Annotated in this window: 21 protein-coding genes and 1 tRNA gene; 9 read left to right on the top strand and 13 right to left on the bottom strand. The window is 35.6% G+C overall.

The window, feature by feature from the left end:
- Window positions 1-45: 45 nt before the first annotated feature.
- From AAC601_RS09180 to AAC601_RS09170, 3 genes are read left to right on the top strand one after another with little or no spacing between them, the layout of a single operon-like run.
- A complete protein-coding gene (locus AAC601_RS09180; protein ID WP_303268957.1) occupies window positions 46-435 on the top strand; it encodes a rhodanese-like domain-containing protein in 390 nt (129 codons plus the stop codon).
- Entirely contained in the window at window positions 432-1187 is a 756-nt protein-coding gene (locus tag AAC601_RS09175) for an EI24 domain-containing protein (RefSeq protein WP_303268955.1), read from the top strand. The genes AAC601_RS09180 and AAC601_RS09175 overlap by 4 nt, the downstream gene beginning before the upstream one ends.
- Window positions 1188-1214: 27 nt before the next feature.
- Complete coding sequence (locus AAC601_RS09170) at window positions 1215-2570, top strand: NAD-dependent succinate-semialdehyde dehydrogenase (protein ID WP_340153059.1); 1356 nt, start codon at window positions 1215-1217, stop codon at window positions 2568-2570.
- Between the two features lie 182 nt (window positions 2571-2752).
- Here AAC601_RS09170 and AAC601_RS09165 read toward each other — a convergent pair whose 3' ends face one another.
- The 3 genes from AAC601_RS09165 to AAC601_RS09155 are packed head-to-tail and all read right to left on the bottom strand — an operon-like array spanning window position 2753 to window position 5545.
- On the bottom strand, window positions 2753-3790 hold the full coding sequence (locus AAC601_RS09165) for a VWA domain-containing protein (protein ID WP_340153058.1): 1038 nt from the start codon (window positions 3788-3790) through the stop codon (window positions 2753-2755).
- Window positions 3780-4670, bottom strand: a complete 891-nt coding sequence (locus AAC601_RS09160) for a hypothetical protein (protein ID WP_340153057.1) — start codon at window positions 4668-4670, stop codon at window positions 3780-3782. The genes AAC601_RS09165 and AAC601_RS09160 overlap by 11 nt, the downstream gene beginning before the upstream one ends.
- Window positions 4667-5545: a DUF58 domain-containing protein gene (locus AAC601_RS09155; protein ID WP_303268949.1), complete on the bottom strand. Its 879-nt coding sequence runs from the start codon at window positions 5543-5545 to the stop codon at window positions 4667-4669. Before AAC601_RS09155 ends, AAC601_RS09160 begins: the two co-directional genes overlap by 4 nt.
- A 135-nt stretch (window positions 5546-5680) precedes the next feature.
- Between AAC601_RS09155 and AAC601_RS09150 the strand changes: the two genes are divergently transcribed.
- The 3 genes from AAC601_RS09150 (at window position 5681) to AAC601_RS09140 (ending at window position 8636) form a co-directional block, all read left to right on the top strand.
- The gene (locus tag AAC601_RS09150) at window positions 5681-6034 is read left to right on the top strand and encodes a DUF4296 domain-containing protein (protein ID WP_340153056.1); all 354 of its coding nucleotides are present in this window, start codon (window positions 5681-5683) and stop codon (window positions 6032-6034) included.
- Between the two features lie 14 nt (window positions 6035-6048).
- A complete protein-coding gene (locus tag AAC601_RS09145) occupies window positions 6049-8445 on the top strand; it encodes an endonuclease MutS2 (protein WP_340153055.1) in 2397 nt (798 codons plus the stop codon).
- Between the two features lie 114 nt (window positions 8446-8559).
- Window positions 8560-8636: transfer RNA gene (locus tag AAC601_RS09140), tRNA-Arg, on the top strand.
- Window positions 8637-8793: 157 nt separating this feature from the next.
- On the opposite strand, the gene AAC601_RS09135 is transcribed toward AAC601_RS09140, so the two are convergent.
- Window positions 8794-9441, bottom strand: a complete 648-nt coding sequence (locus AAC601_RS09135) for a hypothetical protein (RefSeq protein WP_303268911.1) — start codon at window positions 9439-9441, stop codon at window positions 8794-8796.
- 179 nt (window positions 9442-9620) lie between these two features.
- On the opposite strand from AAC601_RS09135, the gene AAC601_RS09130 reads away from it, so the two are divergent.
- Entirely contained in the window at window positions 9621-11216 is a 1596-nt protein-coding gene (locus tag AAC601_RS09130) for an OmpA family protein (RefSeq protein WP_303268909.1), read from the top strand.
- A 173-nt stretch (window positions 11217-11389) separates the two neighbouring features.
- On the opposite strand, the gene AAC601_RS09125 is transcribed toward AAC601_RS09130, so the two are convergent.
- From AAC601_RS09125 to AAC601_RS09095, 7 genes are all read right to left on the bottom strand, one after another.
- Window positions 11390-12292: a DUF2279 domain-containing protein gene (locus AAC601_RS09125; RefSeq protein ID WP_303268907.1), complete on the bottom strand. Its 903-nt coding sequence runs from the start codon at window positions 12290-12292 to the stop codon at window positions 11390-11392.
- Window positions 12293-12646: 354 nt separating this feature from the next.
- Window positions 12647-13972, bottom strand: coding sequence for a hypothetical protein (locus AAC601_RS09120; protein WP_340153054.1), 1326 nt, complete (start codon window positions 13970-13972; stop codon window positions 12647-12649).
- A gap of 142 nt (window positions 13973-14114) precedes the next feature.
- Entirely contained in the window at window positions 14115-15020 is a 906-nt protein-coding gene (locus AAC601_RS09115) for a MoxR family ATPase (RefSeq protein ID WP_303268904.1), read from the bottom strand.
- Between the two features lie 121 nt (window positions 15021-15141).
- Entirely contained in the window at window positions 15142-16275 is a 1134-nt protein-coding gene (locus AAC601_RS09110; RefSeq protein WP_340153053.1) for a DUF4221 family protein, read from the bottom strand.
- Window positions 16276-17050: 775 nt separating this feature from the next.
- Entirely contained in the window at window positions 17051-18766 is a 1716-nt protein-coding gene (locus AAC601_RS09105; protein ID WP_303268900.1) for an MASE1 domain-containing protein, read from the bottom strand.
- 147 nt (window positions 18767-18913) lie between these two features.
- The gene (locus AAC601_RS09100; protein ID WP_303268899.1) at window positions 18914-20878 is read right to left on the bottom strand and encodes an N-acetylmuramoyl-L-alanine amidase; all 1965 of its coding nucleotides are present in this window, start codon (window positions 20876-20878) and stop codon (window positions 18914-18916) included.
- A complete protein-coding gene (locus AAC601_RS09095; RefSeq protein ID WP_303268898.1) occupies window positions 20875-21249 on the bottom strand; it encodes a BlaI/MecI/CopY family transcriptional regulator in 375 nt (124 codons plus the stop codon). Before AAC601_RS09095 ends, AAC601_RS09100 begins: the two co-directional genes overlap by 4 nt.
- Window positions 21250-21568: 319 nt before the next feature.
- Here AAC601_RS09095 and AAC601_RS09090 point away from each other — a divergent pair, with 319 nt between their 5' ends.
- Window positions 21569-23701 (top strand): amino acid carrier protein, encoded by a 2133-nt coding sequence (locus AAC601_RS09090; RefSeq protein ID WP_340153052.1) that lies wholly within the window; start codon window positions 21569-21571, stop codon window positions 23699-23701.
- Here the strand turns inward: AAC601_RS09090 and AAC601_RS09085 are convergent, their stop codons facing one another.
- Complete coding sequence (locus tag AAC601_RS09085; RefSeq protein ID WP_303268896.1) at window positions 23702-24415, bottom strand: LytTR family DNA-binding domain-containing protein; 714 nt, start codon at window positions 24413-24415, stop codon at window positions 23702-23704.
- The gene (locus tag AAC601_RS09080) at window positions 24408-25439 is read right to left on the bottom strand and encodes a histidine kinase (protein WP_303268895.1); all 1032 of its coding nucleotides are present in this window, start codon (window positions 25437-25439) and stop codon (window positions 24408-24410) included. The genes AAC601_RS09085 and AAC601_RS09080 overlap by 8 nt, the downstream gene beginning before the upstream one ends.
- Window positions 25440-25650: 211 nt before the next feature.
- Here AAC601_RS09080 and AAC601_RS09075 point away from each other — a divergent pair, with 211 nt between their 5' ends.
- Entirely contained in the window at window positions 25651-26532 is an 882-nt protein-coding gene (locus AAC601_RS09075) for an alpha/beta hydrolase (RefSeq protein WP_303268894.1), read from the top strand.
- The last annotated feature ends 352 nt before the right edge of the window (window positions 26533-26884 follow it).

The raw sequence follows: 26884 nt of genomic DNA, 5'->3' as shown, positions 1-26884 counted from the left end.
TGAATCCTTTCCTTATCTTTGTAAATTAGAATTAAAATTAATTGTATGAAAAGCTTAATTATATTTATTGCGTCAGCAGCTCTTTTAATAGCTTGCACACAAGGAAATGCGCAGGATAATCTTACCGTAAAAGAATTGAATGCCATTGAGTTCGATAAAGACGATAATAAAGTTGTGTTGGATGTTAGAACTCCACAAGAATATGCAGAAGGCAGAATTACTGGAAGTGAAAATTTGGATGTTTTAAAAACAGATTTCTTTACCACTTCAATAGCGAAAATGGATAAGGAAAAAACTTACTATGTAATCTGCAGGTCAGGAGCAAGAAGTCAAAAAGCAGTGGCTCAAATGAAAGAAGCTGGGTTTAAAGATGTTTACAACATTTCAGGAGGAATGCAGGCCTGGGAGTCTGCAGACTTTGAGACAGAAAAATGAGCAGATTCTTTAAAGAATTTAGTCAGTCTACCCTTTCATATTATCAAGCCTTTCAATTTGTGCGAAAACACAAGCTGAAAGGCTTTATTTTGGGTGCTGCTTTTTTCAACTTATTTGCATTTTTGTTTGTTGGGGTTGTCGCATGGATTTACACAGGCACCCTCATTGATTTTATCTATAGCTTTTTCAGCTTCCCTGAAGATTGGGAAGAATGGGGGAATTTAATTCAGATACTAACTGCAATATTTATCAGAATAGTCCTTATTTCTCTGTATATCAATCTTTTCAAATACGTTATCTTAATCATTTTCGCTCCTGTCCTTGCTGTTCTTTCCGAAAGGACTCAAAACATATTAAACCAACAAAAGAAATCCATTAATCTTATACGATTGATCTCTGAAATAGGAAGAGGTATGCTAATGGGATCTATTTTGATTGGTCTCAATGTTCTACTTTACTTATTTCTAATATTCCTAAGTTTAGTATTCCCATTCCTCTCTCCTGCTTTAGCAGTTGTAGTGTTTTTACTCGAAAGCTTTTTCTTTGGTGCGTCCATGCTAGATTATAGAAATGAATATTACCAACTAAGCATTAAAACAAGCTTACAGAAAATTTTCAAGCATAAAGGGCTTGTTTTGGGTAACGGTTTAGCTTTAAATCTGTTTATACTAATACCCTTTATTGGTGTATTATTTGCGCCCTCTTTTGCTTTAATAGCATCAGGAATTCATGCCAATAAAGTTATTAGTTAATTTTTTAACCTAAAAATTAGAACTGTTATGGCAATTGAAAGTAGAAACCCATTCAATAATGAGTTAATTAAAACATTTGAGGAAGAAACTGACCATGAAATTTTGAAGAAAATTGAGCTCGCACAAGTAGCTTATCTAGACTGGAAATCTACCAACTTTACCCACCGCAAAGAATTAATGCTGAAAACAGCAGTTCTACTTCGTGATAGAAAGGAGCAATATGCTCATCTAATGACTCAGGAAATGGGAAAAGCCAAAAGAGAGGCTATAGCTGAAATTGAAAAATGTGCTCTAGCTTGTGAATACTACGCTGAAAAAGCAGATGAATTCTTATCCAATAAAAAATTGGAAGTCCCAGAAGGAGAAGCTTACATTGCCCATGATCCAATTGGCATTGTATTGGCAGTTATGCCCTGGAATTTTCCTTTTTGGCAAGTTTTCCGATTTATTGCGCCCAACTTAATGGCAGGAAATATAGGCTTATTGAAACACGCTTCAAATGTACCACAATGTGCTCTAGCCATAGAAGAGGTCTTAATTGATGCCGGTTTTCCAAAAGGGTGCTTTCAAACCTTATTAGTTTCATCTTCTAAGGTCAATATGATATTGGACGATGATAGAGTAAAGGCCGCTACTTTAACAGGTAGTGAAGTGGCTGGAAGTAAAGTTGCAGAACGGGCCGGTAGCAAGCTGAAAAAAACTGTCTTGGAATTGGGTGGAAGTGATCCATTTATTGTGCTAGAGGATGCTGAAGTCAAAGGGGCAGCCATTTCAGGAGCAAAAGCCAGGATGATCAATAATGGGCAAAGTTGCATTGCTGCGAAGAGGTTTATACTGGAAAAATCAATTGCAGATGAATTTTTGGCCTATTTCAAAACAGAGTTTGAAAATATTAAAATTGGAAATCCAGCAGATGAAAATTTTGATTACGGCTCAATGGCTAGGGAAGACTTAGCTATAGAGTTAGAAGAACAAGTAGAAAAATCAATTAGTCAAGGAGCTAAAGTAATAATAGGAGGAAAAAGAAATAAAGCTTTTTACGAACCTACTATCTTATCCAATGTAACAGCAGGAATGCCTGCCTATGAAGAAGAATTGTTTGGGCCTGTGGCAGTGGTATTAATTGCAGAAGATGAACATCATGCTATTGAATTGGCAAATGATTCAAGGTTTGGTCTGGGCGGATCATTATGGAGCAAGGATATAGAGAAAGCAAAGCGTCTGGCTCGTCAAATTGAAAGTGGGGCTGTGTATATCAATAAATTAATGGCTTCTCATCCAGCAGTGCCTTTTGGTGGTGTAAAAATGAGTGGGTATGGTCGAGAATTATCTGAACTGGGAATTAAGGAATTTGTGAATCAGAAAACGGTTTGGGTGGCTTGAGTAAATTGGGCGCTACGGTCTAACAATTCTAGCATTGAACATTCAAAATACAAAAGAGCTTTAAGAGATGAATTTACATTTTTCGGAAAAGGCTTTGTCCAATAATTCAATCTCGTACTAACAATGTTTAGACAGTTCTAAACTTCAAACCGCGATAGGATAAACAATGTCTAACATTGGGGTTAGTCCACCAACACATTAGAAATGTAGGTCGATTTAGTCAGCATCCATAATAAGAAAAAAACAATTGCCCATTTTAAATAGACATCGTAATAATCCTTGGTGTCTTTATATCTAGTTTCTTTGATTTCTGCCTTTTCATATTCATCAATAATACTGAAAACTTGCTCAAGTGCCTGATTATCTGTAGCTCTGTAGAATTCACCCTCACCTATTTCAGCAATCTGCTTTAAGCCCGTTACGTCCATGGAATTTTCAATATATCTGGTCCTCCCAAAAAAATCTTTTCCATAAGGCACTTTTCCTTCTTTACCTATGGCAATCGTGTAGATTTTAATATCATAAGCATTTGCTAATTTCGCAGCAGTTTCTGGGTCAATATTACCAGCGTTATTATCTCCATCACTCAGCAAAATCAAAACTTTTGATTTTGAGTCTGATTCTCGCATCCTATTTGTCCCTACCGCTAAGGCACTACCAATTGCAGTACCGGATGCTTCCATCATCTTAAAATCAATATCAGAAATCTGATTCTTAAGCATTTTGTAGTCCGTAGTTAAAGGCGATAAAGAATAAGCTTCACCACTAAAAATGGTCAAACCAATTCTATCTTGAAATCTCCCATCAATAAAATCATTAGCCACTTGCTTGGCGGCTTCAAGGCGATTAGGAGTGAAATCCTGAATTTTCATGGATTCTGAGATATCCAATACCAGCATAATATCAATTCCTTCAGTCCACTGTTCTACTCTCTCATTAGTTTGTTGAGGTCGAGCCAATGCTAATAACATCAGCAAAGCTGAAAACAAAAGTAGCACAATAGGGATGAATCGTAAGATAGAGGAAAATTGAAAGCCAATACCTTCCCCGCGGAATGCCACTGGTACTTTTGGGCTTAATCTTTCTTTCAACCATTCCACGAACAAATAAATAATTGGGAGGGCAATCATAGCATAAAAAGCCATCGGAAATTCATATTCAAATGCTTTAAGCCTTTCGGGTAGAAACCAATCTAAACTTAACCAATCATTACTTTCCATCTGCTATCAATTTAATTCGTTCATCCAAAATAACATCGGCATAATTTAATAGAAATGAGAAGGAATCTGTAGCATTATTCTTTCCTTTTGAACTATATATCACTCGGTCTATAGCTTTCAGATTCTCATATAATTCATCATTCTGCTGCATTTGATTGATCTCTTTACTGGTCAATTTTCTATAAGGCGAATTAGAAATAAATTCGGCATGCTTTTTCCAACTATGAAGCAACTTTTCAATCTTATCAACAGACATTTCGCCAACAGAAGAAAGTTTAGCCTCCATTGATTCTCTAAATTTCTTGTGACGTTTGTTTAATCTCCATATTCGCCATTTCTTTCTTATTTTCTTCCCAAATATGATAATAATCAAAAGGGTAACAATACCTAAAGCAACTAAAAAAGCTATTAAATAAGGATAATTAAAGTCTTTATCAAGCTTAGTAATGATGGCATCAGTCTTCATTTTCAAACTATCAGAGACCACCTCAATCTCTTCTTTCAAAAATACAGAATCCAAATCGGCATAAACAGCGGTACTATCCTTGCCCTGAATAATAAAAACCGGAAGCTTTAATTTTTGAATTTTATCAATTTCAAAAGAAGTCAGCGTATAAACTACACTATCAAAACTTTGCGTACTATCTGATTGAGTAGGGAAATATTCTTTGCGACTATATTCAAATGGCTCGAAATTATAGAGTGAATCAGGCATTAGTATCTGAAAATCCGCTGGATACTTTATACTCAAACTGTATTGTATGCGCTCCCCTATGGCCATACTGTCCTGGAGGAATTTCCCCTTAGGTTCGATTTGTTGACCGAATAAATGTATTACAAATGCAAGACTGAAAATTAAGCTCAACCCGTATTTCTTCATGCTTTTTTCTTGCTTAAATTTCTGATTTTAAATAATTTAATTAACTGAGAAGTGTAATCTTCTTGAGTATCTATCAGCAAATAATCTGCCTGATTTCGTTTACAAATATCCTTCAATTCAGCAGAGTAGTCCTTATTTTTTTGCTGGAATTGCTTTTTAAAACTCGCACTAGAGGTATTAACCCATCTAGTTTTACCTGTCTCTTTATCCTTAATAGGGACAATACCTAACATTGGTAAATCCGTCTCCAGCTTATCCTTGATGTGAATTACTATAAGATCGTGCTTGCGGGCTAAAGCTTTTAAATGATGTTCATAGCCTTCATCTACAAAATCACTAATCAAAAATATGACACTTCTCCTTTTAACCAAGCCTAATAAGTACAAAAGCCCCTTATCTAGACTTGTTTTTAAGGATTTAGGCTTTAAACCAAAAAGCTTCGTTATAGCATAATAGCCATGCTTTTGTCCTTTTCCAGGTTTGACATAAAGTTCTCTTTGATCCGAATAACCGACCATACCGACCTGACTACCTTCTTTTAAAGCTGAGATACACAAAACCCCGGTGATTTCTTTGGCAATATCTGATTTCTGTTGGCCCTCCAATCCAATTTCTTGAGATGCACTAACGTCAATTAAGAAATAAACATTCTGCTCTTTATCTTCCTTGAAGGTCTTCACAAATGTGCCATGCCCCTTTGCGGATACGTTCCAGTCAATGGATCTGACGTCATCACCATACTGATAAGGACGCACATCGTCAAACTCTAAACCCGAGCCTTTAAATACAGAATGAAAATCTCCCTGCATTTGATTGTTTACGGCTTTCCGGATTTTTATTTCATATTTTCGAAGCTTTTTGAACAGCTCCCTCATAATAGCTCTTTTAAATTGTTAATTTTGCCTTGCATTAAAATCAAACGAAAAAGTAAACGATAATTGTCTTTTTCAGTTTCCAAAAATACTTTTGGCAACGAATTTGATAAAGCAAATTGTAATATTAGTATAAAAATGAGAAAACTTATCTACATCATCGCAATATTAACAATAGTTTCCTGTAGTGGAAAAGAAGAACTGCCAAAAGGCATTATCCCACCGGAAAAAATGGCACTTATTCTATCAGATATTTATCTGGCTGAACATAAAGCCGCCAATATTAGTTTAAAACCAGATTCTTCAAAAGTTGTATTTAGACACTATGAGTTAAAAATATTAGAAGATTACAATACAAATGACTCAGTTTATAAAGAAAGTTTTAGATACTATCTTGAATATCCTGAAAAATTAGAAGCTGTATATGACATTGTAATCGATACTGTCAGCTTGAGGGAGCAAGTTGAAAATGCCAAAAAGAAGCAAAAGTAAGCCTGAATTAATTTATGATATTACCCCAGGATTTTGAGCAAAGAATAGGATTTGATAAAATTAGAACGTTAATTTCTGATGAATGCAGCAGTAATTTAGGACAAGCTATTGTGGAGAAAATGAGCTTTATTAGAAAATTTGAAAAGCTTGAGCCACTTCTAAATCAAACTAATGAATTCCTAAAGATCTTTCAATCAGGAGAACACTTCCCCTCCAGCAATTTTATAGACGTGAGTCACTTCATTAAAAGGGCAAAGGTAAATGGAGCTTTTTTTACGGAAGATGAATTTTTCGACCTAAAACTAAGTCTTAAGACTATTTTGGACTGTATATCCTTTTTTGATGAATATGAAGAGGAATACCCTAAATTATTTAACTTAAGAAAGGCTGTTGAATTAGAACCGTCTTTATATAAAGCCATAGATGCCAAAATTGATGACAAGGGCGACTTAAGAAATAATGCCAGTCCAGTCCTACAGCAAATCAGAACTGACATTTTTAAAGCACAGGCACAACTGAGAAGGGAAGTTGAAAAAATATACAAGCAGGCCTCTGCAAATAAATACACTCCCGAAGATGCCTCTATTACAGTTCGAGACGGAAGGATTGTAATACCCGTACTGGCAGAATATAAAAGAAGGGTAAAAGGATTCATTCACGATCAGTCAGGAACTGGCCAAACGGTGTATATTGAACCAACCGAAGCATTAGAGCTTAATAACGAGGTAAGGGAACTGCAGTATGCAGAGCGCAGGGAGATCGTGAAAATTTTGACTCAGTTAACTACACTAGTTCGACCTGAGCTGGATAATCTGGAAAAGGCATATAAATTTTTAGGAATAGTAGATTTTATCAGAGCAAAAGCACGTTTTGCACAAAAAATCGGGGCCGTGCTCCCGCAATTGGAAAATGCAAGGATTATAGAATACCGAAATGCCGAACACCCGCTTTTAAAACTTAGCCTTGCCGAAAATAATAAAAAGGTAGTACCGCTTTCCATTCAATTGAAAGGTGATAAAAGGATTTTGATAATTTCAGGCCCCAATGCAGGTGGTAAATCCGTGGCATTAAAAACAGTGGGCCTTTTGCAATTTATGTTGCAATGCGGTCTGTTAATCTCTGTTCATCCTGATAGCAAATGTGGACTGTTTTCAAATTTATTTATCGACATCGGGGATCAACAAAGTATTGAGAATGATTTGAGTACTTACAGCTCTCATCTTCAAAACATGAAAAACTTCCTTTTGAATTCAAATAAACAGACTTTGTTTTTGATCGATGAATTTGGAACTGGTACAGAGCCTCGATTTGGAGGTGCAATAGCTGAATCAATTTTGGAAGAACTTTACAGCCAGAAAGCTTTTGGGGTGATTACCACACATTACGACAACATCAAAAACTTTGCAGTAAAAAATCAAAATGTTGTCAATGGTGCCATGAAATTTGATGAACGAAATTTAGAACCGCTATATGAACTAGAAATTGGAAAGCCAGGCAGTTCATTTGCAATAGAGGTTGCAGAAAAGATGGGCATCCCTCCTGCTATTCTTAAAAATGCCAAAGGAAAGATCGGTACCGAACGAGTAAATTATGATAAGCTTCTAAATCAATTAGGAAAAGAAAAAAGAGAGCTTGAAGCTAAAATCAAAGAAATACAGAAGAAAGAGGGACATCTAGAGAAAAGCGCACAGGATTATGATGAACTCAATCAATTTCTAAAAACACAAAAGAAACAAATCATCATAGAAGCCAAACAAGAAGCTAAATCTATTATTAAAGAGGCCAATAAACGAGTTGAGCAAGCCATCAGAGAAATAAAGGAGTCGCAAGCGGAAAAAGAGCGGACCAAAAAAGCCCGCAAACAGCTTACTGATTTTGATCAAAAACTGGAAGACCCAAAAGAGAAAAAAGTTCACGAGCCTGCTAAAGCCAGTTTCAAACATGCAGATGGGGAAATAAATGTGGGTGACTATGTAAAAATTAAAGGACAAGATACCATAGGTGAAGTTTTATCCCTAGGACAAAAGGAGGCAGAAATCATGTTGGGAGAGCTAAAATCTAAGGTGAAACTTAACAGATTGGAAAGGATGTCCAAAACGGCCATTAAAAAAGAGAAAAAGAAAAGTTTTTCAGGGACTTCAACTGGAATGATGGAACGCAGTACAAATTTCAAGCATCAAATAGATGTAAGGGGAATGCGAGCAGAAGAAGCCATACAGGCTGTGGATAGATTTATTGACGATGCGATGGTACTAGGCTATAGCGAACTGAGTATTTTACACGGTCGCGGAGATGGAATCTTAAGGAGATTTATCAGGGATTATTTGAAGCAATACAATTATGTAAAATCTTTAAAGAATGAACATGAAGAACGAGGCGGGGATGGAATTACCTTAGTTACATTGAGTTAGAAATTTAATTATTAAATTCCATTAAAAAGTTTTGTTTTCAAAAACTAAAATCCCTTTCTTTGCACTCGCTTAAGGGAAAAGCGGTTAATTTTCCCGCCTTTACATATAGATTTTGGTCCGTTAGCTCAGCTGGATAGAGCAACTGCCTTCTAAGCAGTAGGTCTCAGGTTCGAATCCTGAACGGATCACCACAAGCCTTGCAATTTTATTGTAAGGCTTTTTTTATGCTTTATAATTTTTTCGTTAGCTCAATCGAGTAGTGAATCCGTATTCAGTAATCGCTTTTACAACACCTACACCAGAGACAAACTTTTCAAATAGAAAAAAAAGTATAAAGATCTAGCAGTCTCACCTATAATAGACAGATTTTAAAATTGCTTTTGTCAAAAACTCAACATCACCAGCCACCCTAGGATCATGATTTTCTGAGATTTTACTTGAATAATGAGCTACTTCTCCATTCTCGAGATTTATAACCAACAATCGCAGATCAGAAAAAGGCTTAGATTGTGGGGCAATTATGAGTGAACTAGTCGCTATTCCAGTTGTTAAATTGTAATGGGGTTCATATAATGGATTGAATGTAGCTCTGTATATTAAAATCAAACCATATTTTGTTTCTGCAATTCCAATATTGTTCAAAAAGCCTTTTGGTACAATTTGACCATCTAATATATTTTCTGAAAATTCAAGGCTTTTGCATACTTCAAATAATTCGTCAATATCTTGATATGTGAGTTCTTGACCAACAATTGAATACTTAGAAGAAAGTGTTATTTTACTAATTTCTGATATAATAATGCTATTAGATGCGCCAATCAACAAGTTGTTTTTCTTATTTTCTCCGTCATTTTCTTCTACTAAAACTATTGGCGTCAGTAGGGTTAATGAATCAACTGTAGACCGCTCTGCTTTATAACTTGACGAGAATTTACCGGTAGTACATGCTGCTGTTGAAGCAAATATAGTAACTAGAACAATGTTCCTGATTTTCATTAGCCTTTATAATTTTGAAGCTTACCAACCTGAGAGCTTGCACTTTGATTTAATAAATAATCTTAAATTCGGCAGTTTTTCAATTAAATTTTAAGTTACTAAACAAATTGAAATGCAAAAATATTATGTTTCTTTCTGTTAGTATCAATTTTCTGTATATTCAGTTTAAAATAGAGAATATGCAAAAAATACTTATCGGCTTGTTGATCCTCTGCTTCACTACCGTAGCTATGGCTCAAAAAAGGAAGCTGCCAGCTACTCTTTCGAACTGGGATGGTAACGAATATGCACCAAAGCTTACGGCTGATGGACGCACCATCATCTATATGTCTGATTATACAGATTCGGGAGACCCAGAAATTTTTATGAGCAGTGCAACAGGCACTAGCTGGGAAAGGGGAATGCCTATTCAAATCCCCAATAAAGACATGATTCCTTTTGGTTCATATAATTTATCATACGAGGGTGATCAACTGATTTATTCATCCCGTAAAGGGCCAAATATTGGCGGCTATGATATTCTCTTTCAACAAAAAAAGGGAAGCAACTGGGCTCCAGCAATTAATCACGGAAAGCCACTAAATTCTCCCTTGCATGAGATGGATCCAACGCTTTCGGCCGATGGAAAAACCTTATATTTTAGTCGTTGTGAAACATTAGATCCAGTTGACGGCAACTGTAAACTGTTTTCAGCTGAGTATTTGGGAGATGTTTATTGGAAAGAGCCACAAGAGATCCAGATAGATTTAGCCTCGTCATCCTTCGTTAATCCTGTGATCTTGCCCGATAATAAAACTATATATTTTGCTGCACTTAACAGCAACGGCAACTATGATTTTTACATGAGCCGAAAGGAAAACGATAGCTGGAGTAAAGCTGTGCCCATGGACTTTTTGAATACAAGTGCCCATGACCGTTATATAGGTGTTACGGCTTTAGGCGATGTAGCTTACATCCACGAAAAAGGTGAAAGAGGTTATGATCTATATATGGTTAAAGTTCCGGAGGAATTTCAACCCGCTAAGGTGTACTATTTAGAAGGAACTGTCACCAATCTTCCAGCAAAAGCATTAGTTAAGGCAACTGATCTGGAATCAGGTGAAGAACTAGCTCGTTTAATACTCGGTTCTGACGAAAAGACATTTGGAATCTATTTACCGGAGAATCATCAGGTTGATTTTTACATTGAAACCAAAGAGCAGGGCTTTGGCTATTATAGTGAGTTTTTGAATCTGGACAGTATGCAATCTTCTAAAAAGGTGGTGAAAGATATTACTCTCCCCACTTTACAAAGGGGTGAGCTATTTCCAATCTCTATTCGATTCAAAGATTATACTTCTGATTTCGCAATCGGTGCGGAAGAAGAGCTGGCCCGATTGATTACACTAATGAAGCAAAACAGGGGCTTCGAGTTTAAGATGGAGATTTATCAGCAAAGCATCACCGAATCGGAGCAGTATGCAGATAGTCTTCCGGAAATTCGTTACGACACCGTTTTAGTAGACTATAATCAAATTGATACTCTTGCAACAGAGACTAGCATTCAATCTGAAGTTGATAGCACGGCTTTAGAAGAAAAACCGACAACGGAAATTGTATCCATCTACCACAATGATTTAACCCAAAAGAGAGCTGATGCCATTAAAGCCTATTTGCTCGACAAAGGAGTGCCGGAAGATATGTTTAGCGTGAGTGGAATGGGCGAAAGTCGTGAGCTGGATTATTCAGATATAGAAGAAGCAAAAAACAGTAAAGTAGTATTTCGATTGGAGTAGTAGGATACGTTTTTTTTTGTTAACAATTCTGTAAAGAAACTAAGGCTGCTTTATATACAATGTACTTTATTAACAATCTACTAATAAAACAGTCAATAAAAAAAGCCCATAATTAGGTTTAAATCAAACTCAAAAACTATTTCCATAGAATTAATAAATATTTAAATCGACACCTAAAAATGGATAAAATGAAACACCCATCCATATTCGGTACTATACTCTACAGCTGGGGCGGGAAGTTTGGTGAGATTTAAGGCTTCTAAAATCCCATTGAACAATTTGCTATTGCTTTTAAGTTGAGTATAGTCAATATCAGGAGATAGGAAAAACTGCCGGTAGCGGTTGATTTGGGGCGCTCTTTCTCCGCTGATCCAGTTAGGATTTTTAAATTCAGATAGCATCCCTCCCGCACTATAACCCACTGCTAAATTTAGCCATTTTGGGATGCTTTGATTGGGCATAAGTTTATGAATTCCCACACTCAACCAATAAGTCTGCGCATTATAATCTGTAAATAAACTCTCCAAGGCATTTTCACCTAAAACTCTGGGGTTCACTTTTGAGTAGCTAGTCGGGAAATACGAAAATTTGAATTTCACTACTTGCTCATCTGCAAATTTTTGCTGGAGCATAAATAATAGTGTACCTGCACTATTCGCATAAACGTCACCCCAAGAAAATCCATAACCTTCATACAAACCATCAAATATTTCTATGGGTAATTGGAAAATAAATCCTAAACTTCCACCCAGAAAAATAGCTGTGTTTTCATTAACACCACTCCATTTGAGCATTTCATAGCCTGCCCTGCTTTGATGATAGGCAATGTAAGCATGCGCTACCTTGTCCATCTGCTTCCACCCTGCATTATCATCGTAAAAATGCAGAGGTACCCTTTCATGGTCTTTATACCAAACTTCAGATAAATACAAAACACCAGCTGTATAAGAGGCAGCGGTCAAGCCCACTGAAATCCCTATTCGTTTTTTATTCAGTCGGGTTGAATCGTTTTGAGCAACAGATGACTTCGATAAAAAAAATATTAAAATAGTTATTAGAATTAGGTTCTTTTTCATGCATTTGATAAACTCTCTAACAACAGACACTATTTTTAAGGAAAAGGATTGAAATTGGAAAATATCATTGATTAATTATGCTAGTTTTTTATCTCAGGCATAAATGGTGTGTCGTCAACTATGGAATAAAGACTGGTCAGTGTGACACTTAGCGAATTCCATCAAGAATAAAATTTTAGTAAAAGTGAAACGGTACGATTAGTCTAATCAATTTATTCTTGATTTGATTATTGAAACAGAGTTTCAATACGACAAGATTCCTGCCTCCGTACTTGCAGTACGGGACAAGTTGCGCAGGAATTATGCACTGAACGGAATATTTCTATAGAAAACAATAGAGTAATATATTAGAGATTAACTCTCCGTCCCTTTACTATTCATACTCCTGACCGCTCTTTCAATTCCTGCTGGAGTCAGTGGAAACATAGGAATCAATTGCTTGATTAACTGAATAGTGTAAGTATGAGGCCAATATTTGATAGGCTCCGGATTAAGCCAGACACATTTCTTGAATTTTTTGGGGATTGACTTTAGACTTTCTATACTTAAAGAATTGATTTCATAAGGTGCCATGGCGGCATCACCCATGATAAAGACGCGATAATCTTTGTTGTGACTTAATAGCTTTTCAATAGAAATGGCTTTCGTTCTTCTTTCATCAGTGTAAACTCGATCATAAATAGTATTATGGAAATAATAAACTTCCAAATCGTGGGCAAAACGGGTGCGCATTTTTCGGAAGAGATTCTGAACCGTACGAACATAAGGCGCCATGGAATAACCACCATTGTCAATCAAAACAATAATTTTCAATTCCTCATTTTTCTCGCTTGACATTTCAGGAATAAATAACCCACCGCGCTTTAAGCCAGATTTAATCGTGTTGGGGACATCCAATTTCTCGGTGGCGCTTTCTTCAATAACTCCTTTGATAGAAGCTAAAGCCGCATCTATATTGTTATCATTTAGCGTAGAATCTCTGTCAATAGGAAAATAATTTTTGTCTCCCATCACTTTTCTGGCCATCTTCCCTCCTCCTTGTCCGCCTACACGAATTCCATTCTTTGCAGCTCCTCCATGTCCATAAGGAGAAATACCGCCTGTACCGATCCAATGACTTCCTCCACCATGTCGGGTTTTCTGCTGTTCACGGACTTTTTCCATCCGCTCGAGCAATTCTTCCAATGATAATTCGGAATAATCCGCCATTTTATCCAGTTTTCGTTCTGCAATCTCATCATCATCAGAAATCGGATCGGTGTCTTCCTGATCTGGATTGTCTTTGTCCCAAATCTCTTTACCAGAAACTACTTCTTTGATGTCATAACTGGTCAAATGTACTTCGTCCAGAAAAGTATTAATTAGCTCCTCATCCGTAATATCTCGATCAGCTTCTTCAACATAATCCGTTTTCCATGTTTGAAAAGTTTCAGATCGCAAAATGGCATCTTCTAAGGTTTGACCTGGCTTGATAGGAATATAAAGGAAATAAGCATAATAGGCTTTCGTAAATGGCCCCATATCTGCAGGCTCTTTTACAATTATTCCTTTAAGCACATTATAAATGTCGCCCAAGGTCTTTACCAAACCTTTTTGCATAGCTTTCCGCAGTAACAGCAAAGTGCGCACGTCTGCTTTCAGGCCATGTTCTCTGAAGTGTTCGGGTAATGAGCTGAGCATATTATTATATTTTAAATCGCATTACAAATGCATTTCTTTACGGATCCTCGTTACAAATGAGGACGAACAAATGAAGTAATTCCTATCTAGTCCTCGTTTGTAACGAGGATCCTATAATTATCGAGGGTTTAACTCGAATACCTTAATTCAAATTACTTCCAAAACGTTCATCAGCACCAATCATTCTACTTACTCTTTCCATGTCAGCCTGTGTTTTAATTAGTGCACCAATTCCTTCTAAGCCGGAAATCTTTTTGACAGCATCAGCAGGAGCCATTTCACTCATATATTTCAACCAATTCAAAATCTCTCTGGTTGTAGGTGCTCTTTCTAATCCTAGTCTCCTTAAATGATAAAAGACATCTAATGCAACTTTAACCACCTTTTCATCCATAGCAGGATGATGCTTATCAATAATCTTGGCCATAGTGTCTTGATCAGGGAAATCGATATAATGATAAATACATCTGCCTTTAAAGGCGGTTGGCAATTCTTGTTCTCGATTGGAAGTAATAACGATAGCAGGCATATCTTCCTCAGAAACTTCAATCACTTCTCCAGATTCAGGCATAATGAATTTTCTATGGCTTAAAGCATACAGTAAATCATTGGGGAACTCCCTTGGTGCTTTATCAATTTCATCAATCAATAAAACAGAATTAGGTTTGCTGTAAGCTTTAGCCGCAGGTCCTTTAACCACATAATCCTGTAATTTTTCAGGGTTTCTATCACCTGTAGTCAATTTGCTATCTAATCCTTTTTCCTCTCTTTGTGCATTGAGAATTTCAATTTGAGAATCACGTAAGTACTTTACGTGATCAAAGCGAGCAACAAATTGCTCTACATTACTTTTAGAGCCAACCGGATAGACTTCTAATTCTAGCCCCCTATCCTTTGAATAATGAATGGGCAATTCTGTTTTCCCTGTTCCGGGCTCTCCTTCTATCAAAAGTGGCATACCTAGAGTTCGTGCCATATGAAATGCCTGTGCTAAAGCGGGATCGCATAAATATTTTTCGGATCCTGTCCAATGAGATGTTTCTGCCATAATGTTTAAAACTGACTGAAGTGATTATAGTTCCAAAATGAAAAGCCAAAATTGAAATTAAATGTTTGGACTTCCAAGGAATCAGGTGTTGAGGTGAAGAAGTTAATAAGTATTGAGGTTGTTAGTTCTTCAATCCTATTCTTATGAAGCCTAATTCATCTTCAATATTTAAATGGAAATGGACTTTGCCGCCTTTTACAAAGAGCGGATTGGCATAATTATTAAACATCATCAATTCTTTTTCACCGATTAATTCCAGATATTCATCATATACAAGCATGGAAACTTTATATGTAGAATTTTCTCGTTTATCATCGTAAACGGCTTCATTTGTAAATCGATAAAACTTCATATTACTCTCATCCCAAAAAAACTCCGAAAATCTTACTTCTTCGTTTATCGAATAGATTATTTCAACTACTTCTTCTCGAGATTCGGAACTGTTTTTATACGCTTTTTCCTTTCCTTCTGGAATCAACTTATGATCAAAAGTTCTATATTTTAATTTGTTTGTATTTTCATTATAGATATAAACATCATTAAAGGCCGAATTTGAAATAATAATACTATCTCTTTTAAAACCGAACTGAACTCGCTCATGATGATCTGTTAGGTATCCACCATTTCTTCGAAAAACAATTTTATATCTTTTCAACTTATCAAATTCCGGTAGCAATATCCTTTCCGCATTTTTTTCTTCAACATTAAGTAGAAACATAAGTGGTTTAAAATTGTCGGTACCGAAATGCATGCCTGTAATGAGTGAACCGTCTTTATTTACTGAAGCAAATTCAAATCTTTCGGAGGCGGTTAAATCTCCTTTTATCCAATCTTCGTTAAAATTTACATTGTTAAGCTGATTTCCCTGCAAATCAAAAATCTTAAAAGACTCAAAATCCTCAATTCCAATATTACCATTGGGAAAAATTTTCAAACTCCGCACCTGGTTTGAACCTAAACCATTTGGACCTTCTTTTTGAAAATTTACTTTTTGGTCAAGCTTATAATTTTCAAGATCAATTATTTCAAGGACAAAACTATCATCATCAAAATTATAGAACACAGTCTTATCGTACGATATAGCTGGATTGTCCATATAAGCTCCGGCCATTAAAATTACGCCCTTCGAATCAACTTGAACGGTATCAATTTCTAATTCAAAATCGAAATAAGCTGATTTGGTTTGTTTTTCATTTACTGATTCGCAAGACCAAAGGATAACACTGAAAAAAGTTAATATTAATAAATCCTTCACGGAAAGAGGTTTAATTTGCTAGTAAACGCAATAAGGAAACTAAAATTTGATTTTACTCTTTAAATTTAGAAAAGAAAATTACCTTAAATCATAAGATGGTAATTTGGGTTCTCTTGAAAAATGAAAAGTATCTTTAATATATTTTAAAACGAAAATTAAAGCATCATTTTTGAAATATGATTATGTTTAAGATCTCAAAATTAGTGATTTTGGGTATCATCTGAAGTTTAAGAAATTATAGACATATGTGTATTCCAAATTAAATTTTGTGCTTTATACCTTTTCTTTTTGCTACTATATAACAAGACTAAAAACTAGCTAAAGCTGGAGATTTAACCACAGAAGAATCAAAAGAAAACAAAAGAACAGCCAAAGGCTGTTTAACCCTGGCTCATATCCTGTAACACAGGACCATTTTGTTATCTTCTTTGAAGTTCAGTTCAATAGACTGCGGTTACTTGAACAAAAAGAAACAAAAATTCAAGACAAAAATATGCTACAACCCACACCCTCGTCTGGCTTGTCTGCACAAGCAGGCCCGCATTCCTGCCTGCCAGCAGGCAGGTTTGTCCTCCCTCCCGCTCTCTATGAGCAAATTTTATTTGGCTTGAAAGCTTTGTAGTATTTATCAAGAGAACCCTAATTAGAAGGAGATATACCAATTGATCGGCACAGGCACGATAAATTAAGACTTTTTAAAAGTTAAGTCTAAATTTTCCGGTATAGCCTGTCTCGTGATACAGGAACGGTAGCTCTATTAATCAGGAAACTTGAACTAATTTTTCATATTAGGGATAATAAAACTGACTGTGGTTCCTTCCTTAGGTTTTGATTCAATCTTCACATCACCATTGAGCTTACTTACAGTTTCTTTTACAATATAAAGCCCTAGCCCAGAACCGGCATTATCGTCTGTTGCTCGGTAAAACATATCAAAAACCTTATCAATATGCTCTTTTTCAATTCCTCGTCCATTATCCTTTATATTGATTACAGCCTTTTTATTTTTAGTAGAGATATCGATATCAATCTTAGGAGACTTCCCGTTTCTGTAACGAATGGAATTTGATATCACATTGTTCATAATCACTTTCAATCTCCAAGGATCTGAATAAAAAGCATCTTTTAAATCAATATTCAGACTTTTTTCAACTCCATTATTAGCATTGGAATATTTCAATTGCTCGAAGGATTCATTAATAATCTTTTCAAAATCAATTGCTTCCTTCCTCACTTCCAATCTGGCGTTTCTTGATTGATCCAGGATTTCAGTAATAAAAGTATCCTGAAGCTTAGCACTTTGCTCTATTTTATTCAAATAAGTTGTTTTTAATTCAGCATCGCCATCTGACTTAGCCAAATTCAATAAGCCCAACATGCTGGCAATGGGCGCTCTTAAATCATGAGAAACCCTGTACACGAAATTATCTAATTCGGCATTGATTTTTCTCAGCTCCAAATTAGAACTTTTCAATTCCTCTTCTGCCTTCTTTCGGGTTGAGTTCTCTTTCTCTAGCTCTTTAGTTCTGGTTTGGACTATTCCCTCTAGATTAGAATTCAGACTTCTCAACTCATTCTGAGCTTCTGTTCTTTCCCGCTGAGTGGCAGACAATATAATGGTGGAGACACTGATTACTCCCAAAAAGATCTGCAATATCAACATGGCATTATTAGATGTCTCCATCACAAATGGGCCGATATCCTGAGTAGTCATGTAAACTGAAATTAATCCGATAATGATTGTCCCTGTCATGGCCACTGCTAAATGAAAACGGAAAGCCAACCACAGCAATAAGGGCAAAACCAAAAAAGGAATGGACTGTTGAACCGGATATCGAAGGCTTTCTTGACTTAGGAGCGTGAAAACAATCAATATGGCAAGACTAAAAAATATGACTTCTAATAAATGACCTCTTTTAAAATCTCTGCTAATAGGTTCTTTAAATGACAAAATGAATGGAGTGAAAAGCAGTATCCCCACAAGGTTCCCGACCCACCAGGTAACGAAACGAGTCAAGAATTCATCAGTAGATACTAATCCTTGGTAATAAAGTGCTCCAGTACCAATAATAGCGCTGACCAAAGCAATAATAAACCCTACCCCTAAAAATCTAAATACATGAATAGATTTACTGAAAAGCTGATCTTTTTGGATCCATTTCTCTATGAGAAAATTTCCTAAAAGAGCTTCTAGGGTATGACCCGCTGCAATAACAGAAGAGAGTAAAATTACTGAATCAGAAGATAAGTCTCCGGTATTCCAATAAGCTAAAATATTGGCTAAAAGCGCTCCTATGGTGATACCAGGCCACGCTTTTCTGCCTAATAAAATTAGAAAAGCTAAAGCTAAGCCTGATGGAGGCCAGGTAGGTAAAATATAGATATCCTCAAATACTAGAAAGTAGCCTAGGCGGGCAAAAAAGAAATACCCCATGGCTACGAATAGTATTATTAAATCTTGTTTATATTTAACTATAGCTTTTAGCTGCATTACTTAACTTGCTTATTATTAGTTAAATATGAAGCTTTTTTCTGAAATAGTTTCTATGAATTGCGGATTTTTATCGATAAGGGATATAAAAAAAGCGGTATAAGCGTATCTTGACGCACATATACCGCACTTAAAAGAAACCAAATATTAATATTTTGAGGCCATTATGGCATCCGACAATTCTTGAGCAATTTCCTTCATTCCTTTTTCTGAGTTTAAATATCTTTCAGATTCTGAATTTGAAAAATAACCAATATTATACAATACTGCGGGACTCATTGCATTTTTTAAAACATAGTTTCCCTCCGTATATCCTACTTTAAACTTTCTATTTATTTCTTCAAATTCCTTCGATAATAATTCTCCAAAATATTGAGATGCAGCTGAATGTTCACTTTGATAATTGTAAATAGCAGTCATCATCTCTTCTTCTTCATCTTCATGCAATTCCATATGAAGCGAAATAAATAAATCAGCACCTTCTGACTTGCTGACCCTATCTTTAAGACTCAGGAGCTCATCTTTATCTCTAGTCAAGGTAATTTCCACCTCATCAGAACTCTTGAAATTTTCAAATACCTGATTTGCAACCATTAAAGCTATTTCACTCTCAGAAAGATTTGAAGAAACAATACCTTGGTCTCTGCCTCCGTGGCCAGGATCTATTACTACTTTCAGTTTTTGATTGGGCTTACCTAATTTTATAATATCCTTCTTTTCAATTGAAGTATACCTTTTGAAATCAAAGTCATTTATAAAATCGACAGGGTTCAAAAATCCTTTATTAAGTTCTTTAACCTCATAATGGAGATGAGGGCCAGTAGATTCTCCTGTTGTCCCTGCCTTTCCTATGATGTCTCCTCTTTTGACCTTATCACCAGATTTCACTTCAATATCAGACAAATGAGCATAAACTGTTTCGAAAATCCCATTATGGCTAATTCTAATAATTTTACCCCAGGATATTTCATTGATAATCCCGGCTTCCACCACAATCCCATCTGCTGTTGCCAAAACTGGATTGCCCTTGTAGGTCTTTAAATCTATTCCCTCATGCATTCTTTCTACTTGTAAAATGGGATGGATTCGCTTTCCAAAACTTGCGGTGAGTTTTACACCTTCTGCATCTTTTAGTGGAAAAATAGAAGGTGTATAACTATCTGATAGATTGACAACATAGTCAAATACATCTGAGACATCGTTTTTTAAAGGAGCTACAAATTCCTCACCTTCTCTGCTTGAAAATGAAAAGATCAGAAAGACCATAAGCGGCAATATGAATAGATAATGCCATTTCGATAATTTTTGGTTTTTGTTCATCATTTTGATTCTGGTTTTAATGGTGTTCAATTTGAAATAGTTTGCAGAAGAAATTACTTTTTGTGCATTAATTTGTTGGAATAGTATTTCTTGATAAGCAATGGGATCTTGCTGCAAGGCTATCACTTCTGCATCAGCTTGAAATTCATGAGTTTCGATTAATCTGTTCCTAAATAAATAGAGCAAAGGATTGAACCAAAATATGGACAGTATGACTTCCATCAATACCCTATCTATTGAATGTAGCTTTTTGACATGAACCAATTCATGCTCCATAATGGTGTCAAATGAAGTCGAATCTAGTAAGCTCTTCGGAATAAATATAGATTTAAAATAGCTGAAAGGGCTTTCAATTTGACTACAATAAATCCTATGCCCATTTTTACTAATTTCTTTAGATTGTCTCTTTAACCTAATGAGTTCAAAATGACTATATATCAACTTCATTAAAAATAGAAGACTGATCAATGAAATTCCAGCAACAATCAATTCGGTAGTAAAATCTGATTGATTTATTCTTTCAACTGGTATTAGTTCAGCTTCTGTATTGGAAAATTCAGCCAAGTCTGACAGTTCATACCAAATAGGTTTATCAACTTCCAGATAAGGTTCATAGGATTGAAATTTCGGAATCGACATAAATGGAATTAAAAAACCAATAGCTAACGTAAAGATTAAATAAAATCTGTTGATGCTATGTCTTCCACTTTTATGAAAAATCAATGTATAAATCAAATAGAAGACAGCCTGGATAGCAATCACTTTAAGAAGATAAATTAATATTGCGTTCATTTGTTTTTCTTTTGGATTTCATCATCAATCATTTTCCTAATTTCTTTCAACTCCTCCACCGACAATTCCTTACGAGATGTAAAAAATGAAGCAAATTGCTTATACGAATTGTTGAAAAAATCACTAACCAATCCTTTCATTGAATGATTGGAATAATCTTCTTTGCTAATGAGAGGATAATAATGTTTGGACTTTCCATGTAAATCAAAACCAATAATACCTTTTCTCACCAAAACATTCACTACGGTACTTATAGTTGTATAAGCTGGTTTAGGTTCTTTATATTCATCAACTATATCTTTTAAATAAGCTTTTTTAAGCCCCCAAAGATGTCTCATTAATTGTTCTTCTGCTCTGGTTAATTCTTTCATAAGGCAATTATATTACTATTTTAGTAGTAATACAACTATTTTATAAATTATTATACTATATTTATAGTAATAAGGCGATCAAATTATTGAAATCTCACAAAAGCATATTTGAGAATACTTTAAAGCAGACACCTACACTGATTCTATATTAGTTGCTAAGCCAAATTATAATCCCTAGATTTGAACAATTATCAAGTAAAGCAGTTGCATTTGTAACTTTTTAGTAACCAAATCGCTATTTAAAGCTTTAAAATTTATAAAATTTCCAATACAGAAATTATAATTTAAAATCAGTTTTTAATTAACTTTTAAGTTATCTATGAACAAAATTTTAAGATTAATTCTCACCCTTTTTTTAATAGCATCTTCAGCCCAATTTTTACAAGCAAAATATTCACAGTCTAAGGATTCTCTGAAAGTCGAAGTTGAAATTATCAATCCCTCTTCTACAATCAATAATGGGGAAATCAAATTGAAAGTGACTGGAGGTACTGAACCTTATCAATATAGATGGTCTAATCAAAACACCGCTTTAACGGCTTCAAAAGCATCTGGACTTATAGAAGGGAAAGAATATACGGTACAAATTTCTGATGCTAATAATCAAATTATAGATAAAAAAATCACCATTGAAGCTGAATCCATTACTGAAAATTTCAACTCTGTTTTCGACCCTGTGGTGGAAATCATGGGAAATGTGCTTTTTTGGGATCCATTTGCCGCTATGGGATTGTACGACCCAATTGTGATGACCGATAAGGAAATGATAAGAACACCTGATTGGAATGCAAGAACAGATAAGATTTTTATACTTAAAGAGAAGCTAGTTCCAGATGGTCAACAAGTTAAAAAAGGTGATCCTATCGCCATCGTTTCTATAGACAAGAAAGATGCTGATACAGTGAAAGCAACGGCTGATGGTGAATTACACTTCAATGTAGAAGAAGGCAATGTCATTTTTAGCCCAAATAATACAAAAGATTTAATTGAACAAGGAGCTCAATTTTTCGCAAGTATCAAGTTTGATGAAGAACAACCGTTATTATACGCAAACGGAGATACAAGAGAAAATAGCATTCCATTTATAGTAGTATGGTTGATTGCTGGTGCGGCTTTCTTTACTGTAAGAATGGGCTTCATCAATATTCGCGGATTCAAACATTCCATAGACTTAGCCAGAGGGAAACACAGTGATCCTAATGCCCCAGGTAAAGTAACGCACTTTCAAGCATTAGCAACAGCAGTTTCTGCAACTGTTGGATTGGGTAATATTGCAGGGGTAGCTGTCGCAGTTTCTATTGGTGGTGCTGGAGCCACCTTTTGGATGATTTTAGCCGGTTTCTTAGGCATGTCCTCGAAATTTGTCGAATGTACGCTAGGTGTAAAGTACAGAGAGATTAAGGCAGATGGTAAAATTTTCGGTGGTCCGATGAACTACTTGCGGTACGGCTTAGAGAAACGTAATATCAAAGGATTGGGTAAGGTATTAGCCGGAATCTTTGCAGTACTGTGTATTGGTGCTTCATTTGGTGCTGGAAACATGTTCCAATCTAATCAGTCATTCCAAATTATGGCATCGCAGTTTACTGTATTAGAAGGCTGGGGATTCTGGTTTGGAATCGGATTGGCAGTTTTAGTAGGTATTGTCATTATCGGTGGTATTGAAAGTATTGCCAAAGTAACAGAAAAAGTAGTTCCAATTATGGCTATTGTTTATGTAGTTGCCGCTTTGGTTATTATTGGAATCAATTATGAAAATATAGGACCTGCATTTTCAGCTATTTATAACGGTGCTTTAAATTCAAGTGCACTTAAAGGTGGATTTTTAGGAGTATTAATTATCGGATTTCAAAGAGCCGCCTTTTCAAATGAAGCGGGTGTGGGTTCTGCAGCTATTGCACACAGTGCCACAAAGACACACAATGCCCCTTCAGAGGGTTTTGTAGGTTTGATGGAGCCATTTATTGACACGGTAGTGGTTTGTACGCTTACCGCATTAGTATTAATCTTCACTGGAATGCACGAAGTACCAGATGTTACAGGTGTGAAATTAACGGCTCAGGCCTTTGGTTCTGTAATCGGTTGGTTCCCTTATGTATTGGCTATTGCGGTATTCCTTTTTGCTTTTTCCACCATGATTTCATGGTCATATTATGGAATGAGAGGATGGACTTATCTTTTTGGAAAAACTAACAAATCAGAATTAGCTTATAAAATCACTTTCTTAGTATTTGTTGTAGTGGGTGCATCTGTGAGTTTAGGTGCAGTCTTGAGCTTTTCAGACATGATGATATTGGCCATGTCTGTCCCGAATATGATTGGACTTTACATTATGTCTGGTGAGGTAAGAAAAGATTTAGCTCACTACTTAAAGAAAAAGGCAGCGGGTAAATTAGGCCAACCTGATGATGATTTGAAAGCAGATGTATCTGCTATAAAAGGTGACGACTGATTATCTAATAATTCTATTCAAGACTTCCGACTTGTTTTGTCTTGAAATGGGCAACTGTTTGGATTTGACATTCAGACAGTTGCCTTCTATTGATTCCACCTTGCTAATGTTCACTATATAGCTTTTGTGGGATCTTATAAATTGTGCTGGAGGCAGTTTTTCTTCCATACTCTTCATCGTCATTAAGGAGATGATTTTCTGCGAATCTGTATGTATAATTACATAGTTTTCCATTGCTTCAACATAGCAAATTTCTTTTATCACTACTTTCTCCAGCTTTTGATCTGATTTCACAAAGAAGCAATCTAACGCTCGATCTTTTGCAGATTCCTGATTGTTTGAATTCTCCAAAACAAATCGATCTTTCGCTTTATTAACTGCTTTTAAAAAGCGATCGAAAGGATAAGGCTTTACCAGGTAATCAATCACATCCAGTTCGTAACCCTGTAAGGCATAATTAGGATAAGCAGTAGTAAAAATCACCATGGGAGGTTTAGAAAGTGATTTTAAAAATTCAATTCCAGTGATTTTTGGCATTTGAATATCAAGAAATATCAAATCAATTGATTGTTCAGATAGAAGTTTATTAGCTTCTAAAGCATTTTCGCAAGAAGCAACCAGCTCTAAAAATGCAATCTCCGCAACATAGGATTTTAAACCTTCTGCTGCCAGGTGTTCATCTTCCACAATTAAAACTTTCAAGTTCTTACTCATAATCAGATAAGTCTAGTTCAAGATTTACGATAAATAATTCATCTGTTCTATTGATCGCCAGCTGATGTTGATTTGGAAAAAGCAAGGCCAATCTTCTTTTTACATTGGCTAAACCAATTCCTCCCTCCTCTTTTGGTGCCGATTGCAGGTCAAAAGTATTTGATAATTCTATACTTAATTCTGAAGATTTTTTTTCAATCATCAAGTTAACAATATTCGATTTGTCGGTATCAGAAGAAAGGTGTTTAAAACAATTCTCCAGAAAAGGAATAATTAGTAAAGGTGGAATAGAAAAGCCCGATAAATCACCTCTCCTCTCAAAATTTACTTGCACTCGATGAGCTCTTCGAAGCTTTTCTAGCTCAATATAATTCTCCAAATACTGTAGTTCTTCCTCTATGCTAATCTGGTCCCCACTAAAGTCATACAGTTGGGAGCGCAGTAAATCAGATAATTTGATCAACATTTCCGCAGCCTTATCAGGATCCATTTTAATCAATACATAAACGCTATTGATGGTATTAAATAGAAAATGCGGATTGACTTGGGCTTTCAAATAGCTAAGCTCAGATAAAAGACTTTCTTGCTTTCGTTCCTTTTCAAACTTTTGCTGACGAGATTTGTCTATCATAGATTTGATCCCAATCAAAACTCCTCCCATAAAAAGATTAGAGATCAAAAATACAGAATATACCATAAGAAATTCTTTTCCGAAATAAAGCGGCATTTGATCTCCTAAAATCAAATAGATTACTCCATACATCACAAATGACAGGAAAATTGCGAGCAGTACATAGCCCATGAAAAATAACCACGGCTTGCCTTTTTTGAAACTGAAAGCTGACAATACATATTGCGATATATAATACATCATCGCATGAGAAACTACATAAACCGAAGTGACCAACAGCAAATCCATTTTATCTTCATAAAAACCGTAGTAGCCAGCCATGGCTATGGAAAAGTAAATTAGCCAACCGAAAAGGTGATGGATTTTGTATTTTTTTAACTGTTTCGCAATCATTCCCTAAAGATATTAAAGAAGACGCTATTCACAACTTGGCTTGACAAACTGCTTGTATGAATTGACGAATGGTATTTGGAAGTGATATTTCATAAGGCTCCTAGCGTTTTGTGCAGGAATGCAGTTGGTCAATACAATCCAGCCAATGGTCAATCAAATTTAATTAACTCAAAATTCAGTGCTTGATTTGAGCAAACAAAACAAAAAAGTCATGAAAAAATTATTCTTAAAATTACCAACAGCACTATTGAGCATTGCCCTTTTAATGATGGCTACAGAAGCAAAATCTGAAAACATACTGAGCACCACAATAGTTGGAAAAGGACAGCCTATGATTCTCATTCATGGCATGTCGTGTTCAGCCGATGTATGGGATGATGTAACAGCTCATTACAAAAAGGATTATGAAATCCATCTAATAACATTAAAAGGGTTTGGGAATAAAGAAAATGTGGAGAGCGAGCATTTCTTAAAAGAAGTCAAAAATGAGCTGATAGACTATGTGAAATCCAATAAATTAAAGAATACCATATTAATGGGCCACAGTATGGGAGGTTTCCTATCGCTTTGGGCAGCAGCAGAAGCTCCCACACTTTTTTCTAAAATCATTGCTGTAGATGGTATCCCCTATTTTCCTGCCGTACAGATGCCTGGAATTACTCCAGAAATGGCTCAAAATATGGCTAATCAAATGAATACCAATATGAAAAATGTAAGCGAAGAAGCTTTTGCACAACAGCAGAAGATGATTGTCGCAGGAATGATTGCAAATGAAGACAAACGACAGAAAGTAGTTGAAATGGGGGTCAATAGCAATAGAACGGTGACCACTCAAGCGTATGGCGAAATGTACACCACCGATATTCGTTCGGAAATGGAAAAGGTAAAAGCACCTGTTTTGGTATTAGGCGCATGGGCAGCATATGAGCAATATGGTAGTACCAAAGAAACTGTTGAAAATAATTACAAGGCGCAATGCAAAGATATTGATAATGTGAAAATTGCGGTTGCAGATGAAGCCTATCACTTTATTTTCTACGATGAGCCTAAGTGGTTTTTTAATCAGGTGGACAGTTTTTTAGCTTCAAAATAATTGAAATCTAGAGTGTGATGGTGATTCACACTCTATTCTTATTCACCAAAAAATAATAAAATCATGATGATCATGTCCGTATTATTAAGTGTGGCAATTACATTCTACATCCTCATAGTAACAGGGAAAATCAAAAAAGTAAAAAAGTAAAAAAGCCTTCCATTATCTTTTCCTGACTGGCTCTAAAATAATTCTAAGCAGAAGCACGGCAATCAGAATTGTTACTAAGGCTAAGGATTTCTCAAATATTGATGCCGCCAATATATTTCCTAGCGTATTTAACAGAAACATTAAAAAGAATAAACTCAAGCCTATTCTTGATATGATTAACCAGACTTTTGACTTAGCCCGC

The sequence above is a fragment of the uncultured Marivirga sp. genome, from assembly GCF_963974845.1.
Classification (GTDB): domain Bacteria; phylum Bacteroidota; class Bacteroidia; order Cytophagales; family Cyclobacteriaceae; genus Marivirga; species Marivirga harenae.
Note: the sequence above shows the minus strand (reverse complement) of the source record. Positions and strands in the feature narration are given on the sequence as shown.